We start from the raw sequence: 12,121 nt of genomic DNA, 5'->3' as shown, positions 1-12,121 counted from the left end.
AACACATGACAGATAGGTGAACCCCCACCGGCATTTTCAGAAAAATGCGTACTTCAAGCAATATCCTGATGATGCCTTTCATGATTGGCTAATTAAATTTGAAAACGCTTAAAAAGATCACTACGAAAAAGATGATCAGCTGACTAAGATAAAACCAGTTTAAACTGGCCCTCAAACTATCAACTTGCCCGGTAGTATCTGAGCCGCTTGTAGTCATAATTTTTCTGAGCTTTAATCCCTGTCTTCTCCCCACAAGTAAACTGTTCAGAATTAAAATAATGACCAGGCCAAACTTTATCCTGAACCATAATTGCTCGCCAAAAACGCCATGTGTTAATGCCATCATCCCAATGCCTGTGAGTATGAGCAAGGCAGCGCCAATACCCGCCAGCCTGGAAAATTTTGATGTAGCCTCTAACAACCCCGTCGACCGCTCCTGTCCCTTGTCAATTAACTCCCAAAAAGTTTTAAATGCTGAGTAATCAACAATGGTGGTACCTGCCATCAAAATAAGCCCTGTAACATGCAGCGTTAACAGACCTTGAAGAAAAGTTAGTGTGTTCATGTTTAGTAATTTTATTTATAACAATTTGAATGATAACGATGTACAAAAAATAAAATACATCATTAATTATAAACTATACCTTTTGGTTGTATTTATATACAAAAATATACCTTTTGGTAGTAAATAACAAATATTCTTGTTATTTATTTAGATTTGCTACCAAAAGGGAGCAAATAAATTGAACAAAACAGTAGAATTGGTTAAGCTATGGGGAGATTATGAAGATCAGCACCCAAATGGTACAATAGAAGATTTCTGTCGTCACCACCTGTCATTACCTGTAAAAGACGAAAAGCGGATTGCTCAGGAATGGCAATTGCTTCCCGATATAAACGGGAGGCTCATGATACTGCTTAGAAGGATAGGGAAATATCACATGGTTTATTCCAATAAAGCACTGGAAGGTACCGGGCTTGATCAGATTGAAGAATTTGGTATACTGGTAACCATTTTTAACCAGATCAATCCCATAAAGTCAGAAGCGATCTATAACAACATCATAGAATTATCAAGCGGTACCAATATGCTCATCAGGTTAAAAAAAAGAGGATTGATCAATGAATATCCAGATAAAGAGGATAAGCGCGTTAAAAGACTAAAGCTGACCGTAAAAGGCGAAGAAACTATTAAAGTAGCAAAGGACAGGGTTCTTAAAGTTGCCGCGATGATGATGCATGGCCTCACTGATGAGGATAAACAATTATGCATCCAGCTACTTACCCCCATTAATGAACGCTTTGATGGCATGTTCCAAAAGCAAAAGAATAAAACTTTTGAAGAAATATTCCAAGAAATGATGTAGCCGCATCCAGGTGTATCTGTCTGATTAGGCTTCATTTTTCCTGGTAGATGAGATCTGTCCTTTTGGTTATTCAATAAAAAGCACTATATTTTATCTAAATTTATAGCACGTCTATTTACCTAAACCATTAAAAAATGCCAGCCACCACTATTAACCAGGTTATTGATTCCCTGCAAACTATAATTACAGAAAGCATTGCCACCAATAATCGCATGGGGTATTTTGCTGCTTTATACTATAAGGTAACTGCAAGCGTACGCGATGGTATTGCCAAAGGGCAGTTTGAAAATGGGCCGCGCATGGAAAAATTCGACGTAGTATTCGCCAATCGCTACCTCGACGCTTATGCCGCCTGGAAAAGCAAGCAACCCCTCAGTGCATCATGGCGCATAGCTTTTGAAATGACCGAAAGTTCATCAACCCTGGTTTTACAGCACCTGCTGCTGGGCATGAACGCGCACATTAACCTTGATCTGGGTATAGCCGCTGTTGAGGTATCCAGTGGCGGCAATATGGATGGTGTTCAGAAAGATTTTGATTCCATTAACACTATTATTTCGGCGTTAACTTACGAGGTAATAAATGAGATCACCCGGGTATCGCCCCTGTTATCGTTACTGGGCCTGCATTCTTCCAATTACTCCATACTTATCCAGTTCAGTATAAGCAATGCCCGCGATGGTGCCTGGTGTTTTGCCGAAGATCTGCTAAAAAAACAGAACGCCGCCTATACCGATTGCATAACGGCCCGCGACAAAACCATTACGCAGCTTGCGCAGGGTCTTGCACATGCCACTGGTATTATGCGCGTTACACTCTGGCTCATCCATGTTTTTGAGTGGAAAAGCCCATCAAAAATTATAAAAGCCCTGCATGATTATCAAAAGGAAAAGATAGTTGTGAACCCGGTTACAGCTACACCCAGCCCTATTTAACCATAAATTTACATTTAAATAGTTTTTTGGTCGTAACAATCTGATCCGATGATATATCCAAATAGTACACAAAGCATATAAAAGTTTTAATTTGTCGCAAAGTGCCCCGTTAAATGTCGGATACGCCCATTTAACAAATGGGCAGGCGACAGTAACTTTGGATATAAAATTTACAGTTATGAAAAACACAAATAACACGCTGGTTCAAATACCACTAATCATAATGGCAATGATGACAGCTAATAATATACAGGCACAAACCAAAGAGCTGGGCCAATATGCCAATATAAATGGCATTAAAATGTATTACGAAGTTCATGGTTCCGGAAAACCACTGGTACTTATACATGGAGGCGGCTCCACTATTAATACCACCTTTGGTAAAATATTGCCTATGCTGGCCAAAACCCACCAGGTTATCGCTGTCGAGCTGCAGGCCCACGGCCATACGGGCGACAGGGACGCGCCAGAAACTTTTGAGCAGGATGCTGATGACGTGGCTGAGTTGCTAAAACAACTGAACATACCCAAAGCTGATATTTTGGGTTTTAGCAACGGCGGCAGCACAGCTTTGCAGATAGGCATAAGGCACCCCGACTGCGTAAACAATCTGATCGCCATTTCGGCTATATATAAAAGGGATGGGATGTATCCATGGTTCTGGGATTTTATGGCAAAGGCCACTTTCAAAGATATGCCGCAGGTATACAAGGATACTTTTTTAAGTATTACCAATGACCCGGCCAAACTGCAAAACATGCATGATAAAGATCTTAGCAGAATGCAGAACTTTAAAGACTGGAAAGCAGAAGATATCCAATCTATTAAAGCGCCTACGCTGATTGTAGCGAGCGATCAGGATGTTGTACGCCCGGAACACGCGGTAGAAATGAGTCGTTTATTACCTCATGGCAGGCTGGCCATATTGCCGGGCGGTCATGGTGAATTTTTTGGCGAGATAAACTTTAAGGATACCGGCAGTAAGGTTCCCGAGTTGTTTACAGCCATGGTAGATGAGTTCCTTACAGGTGCTAAAAAGCAAAACAATATGCCTTTCTAAAATCAAATAATAACTATCTAAAATATATCGACATGTCATTCCAGGGATATCTTACCACCATCAAATCAAAAACAGGCAAAGGTCCACAAGACTTCAGAAAACTGGCCGAAGAAAAGGGCTTTACCCAAAACGGCGAACTCAAATCAAGCACCAAAGCCGGCGATATAGTAAAATGGCTTAAGGACGATTTTGACCTTGGGCACGGGCACGCCATGGCTATTTTTGCCTTACTAAAGGGCATAAAAAATGAAGATAGCGAGTAGAGGACTATGGAACGGTAGGACTATAGGGCTATGAGACGATAAGACTATGGACTATAAGACGAGCAGAGTATGGGACGATGGGACGATAAGACATAAGACATTTTTTACTCTTTTCCTTTCATCTTTATTCTTCCTGTTTTTGCTCCATTTGTCCCATAGTCTTACAGTCATATCGTCCCATAGTCCTTCTATCCCAAAAATCCATTTTTCAACAATCATTGCAGCGTCCACTTGGTTTATCTACCTTTCGCCCCTTATATTTTTTTTGAAGAACGCTGTACATGAAAGTTATTATTGCCGAAAAACCATCCGTTGCAAGGGAGATAGCCAAAGTATTTGGCGCTACTACCAAAAAAGACGGGTACATTGAAGGCAAGGGATATACTTTTACCTGGGCGTTTGGTCACCTTTTGCAACTTGCCGCACCACAGGAATATGGCTTTTATGGCTGGAACATTCAAAACCTGCCCATGCTGCCGCCCAAATTCAAGCTCAGCATCCGCAAGGTTAAAACCAAAGATGGTATTGTAGAGGATCCTTCTGTAAGGAAACAGCTTGACACTATTAAGGCCTTATTTGATGAAGCCACCGAGATCATTGTTGCTACCGATGCCGGGCGCGAAGGCGAGCTCATCTTTCGCTATATATATTATTATCTTAAATGTAAAAAGCCCTTTAAACGGCTTTGGATCTCATCCCAAACAGACGAGGCCATTAAGGAAGGTTTCCGAAACCTGAAACCAGGCAGTGATTATGATACCTTGTTCAATTCGGCGCACTGCCGCTCGCAATCCGACTGGCTCGTTGGGATGAACGCCACACAGGCACTCAGCATTTCGTCAGGAACCCGGTCGGTACTTTCCTTAGGCAGGGTGCAAACCCCAACGCTGGCCATGATCTGCTCCCGTTACCTCGAAAATAAGAACTTTGTGCCCCAGCTATTTTACCAGGTGAGCATTCAGGTTGATAAGGATGGGCAGGTTTTTAGGGCGATATCTGCTGATAGTTTTAAGACCAAAGAGGAAGCACAAAATATTGTTGATAAAGTAGAAGATGTACCTACCGGGTTTCCCAATGGCGGGCATATTGTTAGTGTGGAGGCCAAACCCCGTAAAGAACCACCACCCCTGCTGCATGACCTGAGCAGCCTGCAACAGGAAGCCAATAAACGCAAAGGATTTACTGCCGACCAAACACTTACCCTGCTGCAAACCCTTTACGAAAATAAACTGGTAACCTACCCGCGTACCGGCAGCCGCTATATTGGCGATGACGTATTTGCTGGAGTGCCTGCACTGATTGATAAGTTTAAAGATCACCCTGAATTTGGCAAACAGGCTACCTTTCTTACTACTGTAACGCTGAACAAACGCAGCGTAAACGCAAAAAAGGTGACCGATCACCATGCCATACTCCCAACCGGCGAAACACCGGGCCAGCTATCAAAAGATCTGCAAGCGGTTTATGACCTGGTTGCCGCGGGCATGCTGGAAGCTTTTCACCAGGAATGTATCAAGGAGATCACCAAAATTACGGTACAATCGGGTGCTATATTTACGGCCAGCGGCACGGTGATCAGTTCGGCTGGCTGGCGGGCTGTATTGAATGAGCCCGATGAAGAAAAGAAGGACGAGGAAAATGCAAGTTTGCCTAAAGTGCAAAAAGATGAGCGTTTACCCATAGTTGAAAAAAACCTGCTCGAAAAACAAACCAAACCCAAACCGCTTTACAACGAGGCCTCTTTACTAAAAGCACTTGAAACAGCCGGTAAGGAGATAGAGGACGAAGAGTTACGCTATGCCATGAAAGACAGTGGACTTGGAACACCCGCTACCCGGGCATCTATTATTGAAACATTGATAAAAAGGGATTACATCATCAGGGAGAAAAAGAACCTGATACCTACCGAAACCGGCCTCAATGTATACCATGTGGTAAAAGATCAGAAAATAGCGCAGGCTGAGCTTACCGGTAACTGGGAAAAACGCCTGGAAGAGATCCGCTCCGGCGCCTCGGTAAATGATTTTCAACAGGAGATCAAAACCTATACCCGAAACATTACCCAGGAACTATTACTGGCAGGCAAGGGATTGATGACTAAACGAAAAGAGGCTGCGAGTACTCAGCAATAAGTGGGTAAAATGACTCATAATGTGTATAAAACTGTCATTTTTAGCACAATTTACGGGAAAAGATTATTCTGACCTATTTACCTATAAAAATTTTTTTTATACTTGCCTTATCTATAAGGGCAAACTCTCTGTTTGCCTATTGTGATAAGGTTTAGGTTGAAAGTCCCCGGCGGCGAGCGCTTAGGGGACTTTCGTATTTTATAGCCCCATAAAGTTAGCCTTTGCTCTTGTCCATAATATTACCTTATTATTAAATTTTCAATTACTTTATATTTCAAGACAGCTCCATATGCAAATCATAGTAAACAAAACTACCTTTAGATAGAATAATTGCGCATATTTATTATACAAACGGGTAATAAACTAAATCTGCAGTACCTATGAAACCAATCCGGAAAATATACCTCTTTTACCTGCTATCGTTCATGGGTTTGTCATTCGTCTCAAGCTCATTCGCGCAATCGGGACTACAGAAGCTGGATGACCATATCATGATCGATCTTCAGGAACATCGTACTCCCGAGCAAACGGGTGTATTTATGTTTTTAAGCCAGACACATCTTTACGGCGATATTGGCATCCCGGCAGGCTTACTGGTTGGAGGTATAATAAGCAACGATAAGCAGATGCGTCAAAATTCATTATATATAGCCAGCAGTACCGCGCTCTCTTTCGGGCTCACCTTTTTGATCAAGCATATAGTGAAGCGACCGCGGCCGTTTGTTCAAAATATTAATATCGTGCCGGTTTACCGAGCAGGTAGTACCTCATTCCCTTCTGGCCACACCTCAAGCAGTTTTGCTACGGCAACGGCATTATCAAGGGCCTACCCTAAATGGTATGTTATAGCGCCGGCATTTTTATGGGCCAGCTCTGTTAGTTACTCACGCATGTACCTTGGTGTGCATTACCCTACTGATGTTGCCGCCGGGGCGGTTATTGGAACAGGTTCAGCATTTGTTTTACAATCGCTCAAAAAATAATCATTGTAATAGTATTTATTCGGCCCGCAAACTTTTAACAGGATTGGCCATGGCCGTTTTAACTGCCTCGTAACTTAGTGTTGCTATAGCTATAAACAGCGATATTAAACCCGCGAGTGCAAATATCCACCATGAAAGGTCAATACGGTAAGCAAAGCCTTGCAGCCATTTTACCATAGCATACCAGCCCAATGGGGCGGCAATTAAAAAAGCAATACCTATCAGTTGCAGAAAATCGCTGGCAAACAGCGTAGTTAACTGCGGTAATGACGCGCCCAGTACTTTACGAACCCCAAACTCTTTTACACGCTGCTCTGCCGAAAACATGACAAGCCCCAGCAAACCCAGGCAAGAGATCATAATAGCTACCACAGCAAATACCATAGAGAGCTGGGTAATAATCAGTTCGCTGCTGTATAGCTTCTTATATTCCTGGTCAACAAATTGATAAGCAAACGGATAATTGGGGTTTAGATCCTTATAAATTTTAGTCAGACTTGCCAGCGCTTCCTTTGTTTTACCTGCTTCGGTACGGATCAGGATCACACCAAAATACTCACCTTCTTTTACATCTATTATCACCGGCTTTATGGGCTCATGCAACGATTGGGTATGATAATCTTTAAGCACCGCGATGATGTGCCCTTTTTTTTGCCATGCCGATACCCATTTTCCTATCGGGTTTTTCATGCCCATTTGTTTCACCGCTTCTTCATTAACCATAAAAGCATCTGTTGAATCAGTAACAACAGCTGGCGAAAAATCACGTCCATACGCGATCTTCAGCTTCATTATTCTAAGAAAATCAAACCCAACAGAAGCGGGTTTAAAACCTACCGAAGCATTCTTTTCTTTTCCCTGCCATTTAATATCGTCGGCCACAACAAAATTCATGGCATGCGGGGCTTCAGTGCTGCGGTCGACCATGGCTATGCCGGGCATTTTTAAAGCCTGCTCTTTGAAAAGTAAATAGTTATTTTTTGTCATCAATGAACCTTCAATACGCATATAAATGAGATTTTCCCGGTCATAACCTAAATGGGTATTTTGCACATAATTGGTTTGGCGCGATATAACCAGCGTAGCGATAAGTAGTATGATAGAAAGCACAAATTGAAAAACGGTTAGTCCTTTCCTAAACCAAATAGCCCCCTGCGTAAAGCGGAGCACCCCCTTTAAAATGCGGACAGGCTGCAGTGATGACAGATAAAGCGCGGGATAAATACCGGCAATGAAACCGGTGGCCAATGTAAGACCAAGTAAAGAAAACCAAAACGAAGCCTGTAAAAACGGCGAATCAAACTGTTTACCGGTAAAATGTGCAAATGCAGGTAACAACACGATCAATAAAATAACAGACACGATCATTGCCATGAACGAAAAAAGCAGCGATTCGCCAAAAAACTGAGCGATCAGGCTGCCCCGTCCCGACCCCACAACCTTGCGTACCCCCACCTCTTTTGCCCGCTTTACCGACCGGGCCGTTGCCAGGTTCATGAAATTGATACAAGCAATAATCAGGATAAAAATGGCGGCCTCGCTAAAAATGCGTACATATTCAATTCTCCCACCTTCAGGTTTTCCGTTTACAAAATTGCTGTGCAGATATTGTTCGCCAAAGCGCTGCAGGCCTATTTGCGTTTGTACCCCAGGATTTTTATCAAGCCTGGTTTGCAGGTATTGGTTTATTTTGGCTGCTGTTTTTTCAGGGTCGGCAGTTGGTGATAGTTGTAAATAGGTTTGAAAACTATTGGTGGCCCAATCCAGCAGTTTTTTCTGCGCATCCCAGTTAAACAGAAAATCAAATTTCAGAGAGCTTTGCGCCGGAACATCCTCAAATACAGCTGATACTACAAAGTTAAACTTGTTTTCATACCTTATGCTTTTACCAATGGCCTGTTCCGGGCTTTTAAAAAATATAGCTGCCATTTTGCGTGAAATGGCAATACCACTCATATCACGCAATGCCGTTTCGGTATTACCGGCAATAATGGGATAGTTAAATAGCTTAAAGAAATCCTTACCCGCCCGTGAACCTTCCAGTTTCATGGTTTTTTCGCCTACCTGAAATGTTTCGGCATGGCCCCAGGGCAATTCATAACCAGTGGCATAAAAGGCTTCCCGTTTCACTTCAGGGATAGCATCTTTTATATCCTCCATTAAAAAAACAGGTTTGTTATTGGTATATTTTAATGGCGATGAATAAACGCTGTTAACCTGCCCGTTGGTAGTAAAAGTTTGGTAAACGGTATACAGGTTTTTCCCGTTGAGATGAAAATTATCAATGTGCTCTTCGTCCTGCACCCATAAAAAAATAAACAGGCAGCAGGTTATTCCCAATGCAAGTCCGCTTACATTGATCATAGTGTGCACCTTATGGCGCATCATGTTACGCCAGGCGGTCTTTAAAAAGTTTCTTAACATGCTATAGCGGTTTATAAGGTTTTCACTACTAAATTTTTATAAGCACCGGATGCACTGTTCCCCAGCCAAAAGCCTACCGAGCCGGTTTTAAGGTCGGGGTCAAGGGCGTTATACACCATTACCGGTTTGGGGTTATTATCGACAAAAACGGTAAGCGTACGCCCTTTCACTACAGCCTTTACATGAAACCACACGGTAAGCGGCAGGGTAGCTTTTGCCTGGTATTTTTCGGATTCATAGTCCCACCAGTTAAATTCTAATTTCTTTTCGGGCATGTACTGCACCGCGTTGATGGTACCGGATGAGCCAGGCCTGAAATAAAGGGTTTCGTAATGGTGCGCGTCCCTGATGCGGAAGGCCAAACCCACATACCCGGCCTTCCCGGTAGGCGCGGCAATATCCAGCTCAATGATGCCATCCTTAAAATTCAGTTTTTTAGGATAAGCGATACTGGCCGATTTGTAGTTGGCAAATTTCCGCTTTAACAACAAAGCCGGTTTGCCCGCATGGTTGCCCAAAGCATAATCAAGCGTATCTGTTTTAGGGATAACCCATAGTGCAGGCTTTATTGATGAGTAATCAAAATACTGGTTTTGTGCTGCACTGTGCAGGGCCATAAATAATACCGGAATAAAAAGCAGAGTTTTCATAAATCCTATTTTATTGCTGTAATGTTCAAATTTTTCCAGTTCCCGGCAGAGCCATTCCCTACCCAGTAACCTATCATTTGGCCCCCAGAATCAACCAGGCGTTCAATAGCAAGTGCAGGTAAAGTGTTGCCGTTAACAAATACGCTTATCTTCCTGCCCTTTATTTCCAGCCTCACATGGAACCATTTGTTAGGGTCAGGAATTGGTATTACGGGCTTTTCATATTGATTCGGAAAATCGGCCCGGAGCTTTGGCCAATCAAATTGCGGATTGGCTATATATTGTACCGCATGTAGTTTTCTTACAGGATCGGTTGTTTTAAAATTGAACGGACGAAAGTAAACAGCTTCATAAGTAGTATCATTTATACCATGAAAGGCCAAGCCCACAAAACTTTGCTGAAGCAGGTCCCTCCCTTTAATATCAAATTCAATAACGCCATCCTTAGATTGCTCCCCTTTAATCCATGCGATACCCGGCCCTTCGGCTTCGTTTAACTTTACCACCGCTGAACCCTCTTCGTTTACTATGCTTACCGTTCTGTTAAAGGTTTTAAACATTTCTGGTGTACGCTGTTGTCCAAAAGCCGTGGCTGAGCTAAAAAGTATAACTATAAATAATATTTTCATGGTTTTGTATTGATAGTTAGGTTAGCAAAATCTTCGGCAAGCCCATCGGCATAAATACCAAACAGCCCATCTGTTCTGTCATTGATCAGCGTAACCTCTAAAGAAGGTGTGGATGAATGATTGACAAAAACGCTTAACTTTCTGTTTTTCAGCACAAGCGTGGCATGAAACCACTCATCAGGCTGTGGCACAGGGGTTACAGCATTTTCATATACCAGCGGGTGTTCCTTACGTAATTTGGCATAGTTGTTATCCGGCAGGCTCATGTAAGCAACAGACCATTTCCGTCTCAGCGTATCTGCATGCCTGAAGTTGAAGGGGCGAAAATACAGGATATCACAGGTTGTTGTATCTATCCCGTGAAAGGCAATCCCCAGAAAACTTTTCAGGAATACATTCTTTCCGCGCAGATCTATATCAATTTGGCCTTCCTTAAAATTCACTCCTTTTAGCCAAACAATTCCTTTACAGCTGACGCCCTGTTTATCCCCATCTTTTAAAACGCTTACCTCATTAGCCGGCCCGGCAACTAACTTATTTTCAGTCAGCATACGGCCCAGGTCAAAAACTTCCTTTTGCTGGCCATAGGTGCGCCAGATATTAACTATCAGCAAAAGCGGCAGTATAAAAATTATCTTTTTCATAGTGATTTTTATTACTGATTGTTTAAATTTTCTTTTTTCAATTTCGCCAGCAGGTTATCGAACCTTACCCAATAAATATGGCAATCTTTGGGGCTGGTACCCATTGAATAAAACAGGTATTTACCATCGGGCGTAACATATTCGCCCCAGCGGTGGGCTATACCATTGTTGATCAGTGGTCCCAAACTAACAGGAGTTGTCCAGGTTTTATCGGGCTTATGAAAAGTGATGTACAATTCGCATTCAAAATCTTTGGTTTCCTTAGCGCTTACCACAATGTATGATTCATCAGGAGCAACATAAAAGTCGCCGTCAAAACCGGGAGTATTTATGGGCGCCCCAAGACTGTTAATGGTAGTGTCCTGTCCAGACATTCGCAGTTCACAAATATCATAAGTGCTAAAATCCCTAAGGTTGCCCTGATGAGCATTGCTGCCTACATAACTAACCCCACTTTGGGTGGGCATAAAATCATAAAGCCCATAAGTTTTTTGAAGATATATGGATGGCTTGGTCCAGCCACCGCCATTCCTATGCGACTGCCATACCAGCGCATGTAAAGTATCGCGCTTACTGCCACCCAAAAAATACAGGGTGTTACCATCTATGGAAAAGGTGGGTGCGTAATAAAGTTGGTTTAAAACAAAGGGGCCATTCCATTTTTTACCATCATGTTTAAAGTATCGTATTTTTGAATTTTTACTATCAAACCACGTCGTATTGCTGGGGTAATAAAATTCTTTCCCATCTGGCGAAAAGGCAACCCGGTCATAGGCGAAGGTATCGGCCTTTGTCAGTAAACTTTGTGCGAATACTTTGGGTGTGTCTGTTGGAGGTTTTTGGCCCAGATATGCATCGGGACTGTTCCAGAGGTTTGTTTGCGCGCTGAGGCTTGAGCTTAAGCCCAGCATTGGCATCAGGAATAGATAAAATAGCTTTTTCATCCTTTACTTGATATGATAATTGGTTTACTTTTGGGTTGATAAGAGATCAGTCGACAGCAAACTTATATTTGTTTATAAACCGAAGCAATT

The 12,121-nt window shown here is 42.5% G+C and carries 12 protein-coding genes; 6 read left to right on the top strand and 6 right to left on the bottom strand.

Annotation, left to right across the window (positions count from 1 at the left end; genetic code table 11):
• Positions 1-88: 88 nt before the first annotated feature.
• Entirely contained in the window at positions 89-565 is a 477-nt protein-coding gene (locus M2273_RS09030) for a hypothetical protein (RefSeq protein ID WP_429395655.1), read from the bottom strand.
• Between the two features lie 178 nt (positions 566-743).
• Here M2273_RS09030 and M2273_RS09025 point away from each other — a divergent pair, with 178 nt between their 5' ends.
• From M2273_RS09025 to M2273_RS09000, 6 genes are all read left to right on the top strand, one after another.
• On the top strand, positions 744-1,367 hold the full coding sequence (locus M2273_RS09025) for a MarR family winged helix-turn-helix transcriptional regulator (RefSeq protein ID WP_429395652.1): 624 nt from the start codon (positions 744-746) through the stop codon (positions 1,365-1,367).
• 134 nt (positions 1,368-1,501) lie between these two features.
• On the top strand, positions 1,502-2,302 hold the full coding sequence (locus M2273_RS09020; RefSeq protein WP_429395649.1) for a DUF5995 family protein: 801 nt from the start codon (positions 1,502-1,504) through the stop codon (positions 2,300-2,302).
• Between the two features lie 178 nt (positions 2,303-2,480).
• A complete protein-coding gene (locus M2273_RS09015; RefSeq protein WP_429395646.1) occupies positions 2,481-3,362 on the top strand; it encodes an alpha/beta fold hydrolase in 882 nt (293 codons plus the stop codon).
• Between the two features lie 32 nt (positions 3,363-3,394).
• Entirely contained in the window at positions 3,395-3,625 is a 231-nt protein-coding gene (locus tag M2273_RS09010; RefSeq protein WP_429395644.1) for a DUF4287 domain-containing protein, read from the top strand.
• Between the two features lie 281 nt (positions 3,626-3,906).
• Entirely contained in the window at positions 3,907-5,757 is a 1,851-nt protein-coding gene (topB, locus tag M2273_RS09005; protein WP_429395642.1) for a DNA topoisomerase III, read from the top strand.
• A gap of 380 nt (positions 5,758-6,137) precedes the next feature.
• Positions 6,138-6,740, top strand: coding sequence for a phosphatase PAP2 family protein (locus M2273_RS09000; RefSeq protein WP_429395639.1), 603 nt, complete (start codon positions 6,138-6,140; stop codon positions 6,738-6,740).
• Positions 6,741-6,755: 15 nt separating this feature from the next.
• On the opposite strand, the gene M2273_RS08995 is transcribed toward M2273_RS09000, so the two are convergent.
• Genes M2273_RS08995 through M2273_RS08975 form a run of 5 tightly spaced genes read right to left on the bottom strand, consistent with a single transcriptional unit; the run spans position 6,756 to position 12,031 of the window.
• Positions 6,756-9,164 carry an ABC transporter permease gene (locus M2273_RS08995; protein ID WP_429395636.1) on the bottom strand — a complete coding sequence of 803 codons (2,409 nt, stop codon included), beginning with the start codon at positions 9,162-9,164 and terminating at the stop codon, positions 6,756-6,758.
• 11 nt (positions 9,165-9,175) lie between these two features.
• Positions 9,176-9,814 (bottom strand): LamG-like jellyroll fold domain-containing protein, encoded by a 639-nt coding sequence (locus tag M2273_RS08990; protein ID WP_429395634.1) that lies wholly within the window; start codon positions 9,812-9,814, stop codon positions 9,176-9,178.
• Positions 9,815-9,819: 5 nt separating this feature from the next.
• The gene (locus M2273_RS08985) at positions 9,820-10,443 is read right to left on the bottom strand and encodes a hypothetical protein (protein ID WP_429395631.1); all 624 of its coding nucleotides are present in this window, start codon (positions 10,441-10,443) and stop codon (positions 9,820-9,822) included.
• On the bottom strand, positions 10,440-11,087 hold the full coding sequence (locus tag M2273_RS08980; RefSeq protein ID WP_429395629.1) for a hypothetical protein: 648 nt from the start codon (positions 11,085-11,087) through the stop codon (positions 10,440-10,442). The genes M2273_RS08985 and M2273_RS08980 overlap by 4 nt, the downstream gene beginning before the upstream one ends.
• Before the next feature lie 11 nt (positions 11,088-11,098).
• On the bottom strand, positions 11,099-12,031 hold the full coding sequence (locus M2273_RS08975) for a hypothetical protein (RefSeq protein WP_429395626.1): 933 nt from the start codon (positions 12,029-12,031) through the stop codon (positions 11,099-11,101).
• Positions 12,032-12,121: the final 90 nt, after the last annotated feature.

The organism is Mucilaginibacter lappiensis (assembly GCF_050433765.1).
GTDB classification, from domain to species: Bacteria; Bacteroidota; Bacteroidia; order Sphingobacteriales; family Sphingobacteriaceae; genus Mucilaginibacter; species Mucilaginibacter lappiensis_A.
This window is presented reverse-complemented; position numbering and strand designations above follow the sequence as displayed.

What these genes read in the sequence shown, in the direction of transcription:
- M2273_RS09000 (WP_429395639.1), top strand. Translation starts at nt 6,138, where the DNA reads ATGAAACCAATCCGGAAAATATACCTCTTTTACCTGCTATCGTTCATG.
- M2273_RS09020 (WP_429395649.1), top strand. Translation starts at nt 1,502, where the DNA reads ATGCCAGCCACCACTATTAACCAGGTTATTGATTCCCTGCAAACTATA.
- M2273_RS08980 (WP_429395629.1), bottom strand. Translation starts at nt 11,087, where the DNA reads ATGAAAAAGATAATTTTTATACTGCCGCTTTTGCTGATAGTTAATATC.
- M2273_RS08975 (WP_429395626.1), bottom strand. Translation starts at nt 12,031, where the DNA reads ATGAAAAAGCTATTTTATCTATTCCTGATGCCAATGCTGGGCTTAAGC.
- M2273_RS09030 (WP_429395655.1), bottom strand. Translation starts at nt 565, where the DNA reads ATGAACACACTAACTTTTCTTCAAGGTCTGTTAACGCTGCATGTTACA.
- M2273_RS09015 (WP_429395646.1), top strand. Translation starts at nt 2,481, where the DNA reads ATGAAAAACACAAATAACACGCTGGTTCAAATACCACTAATCATAATG.
- topB (WP_429395642.1), top strand. Translation starts at nt 3,907, where the DNA reads ATGAAAGTTATTATTGCCGAAAAACCATCCGTTGCAAGGGAGATAGCC.
- M2273_RS08995 (WP_429395636.1), bottom strand. Translation starts at nt 9,164, where the DNA reads ATGTTAAGAAACTTTTTAAAGACCGCCTGGCGTAACATGATGCGCCAT.
- M2273_RS08990 (WP_429395634.1), bottom strand. Translation starts at nt 9,814, where the DNA reads ATGAAAACTCTGCTTTTTATTCCGGTATTATTTATGGCCCTGCACAGT.
- M2273_RS08985 (WP_429395631.1), bottom strand. Translation starts at nt 10,443, where the DNA reads ATGAAAATATTATTTATAGTTATACTTTTTAGCTCAGCCACGGCTTTT.
- M2273_RS09010 (WP_429395644.1), top strand. Translation starts at nt 3,395, where the DNA reads ATGTCATTCCAGGGATATCTTACCACCATCAAATCAAAAACAGGCAAA.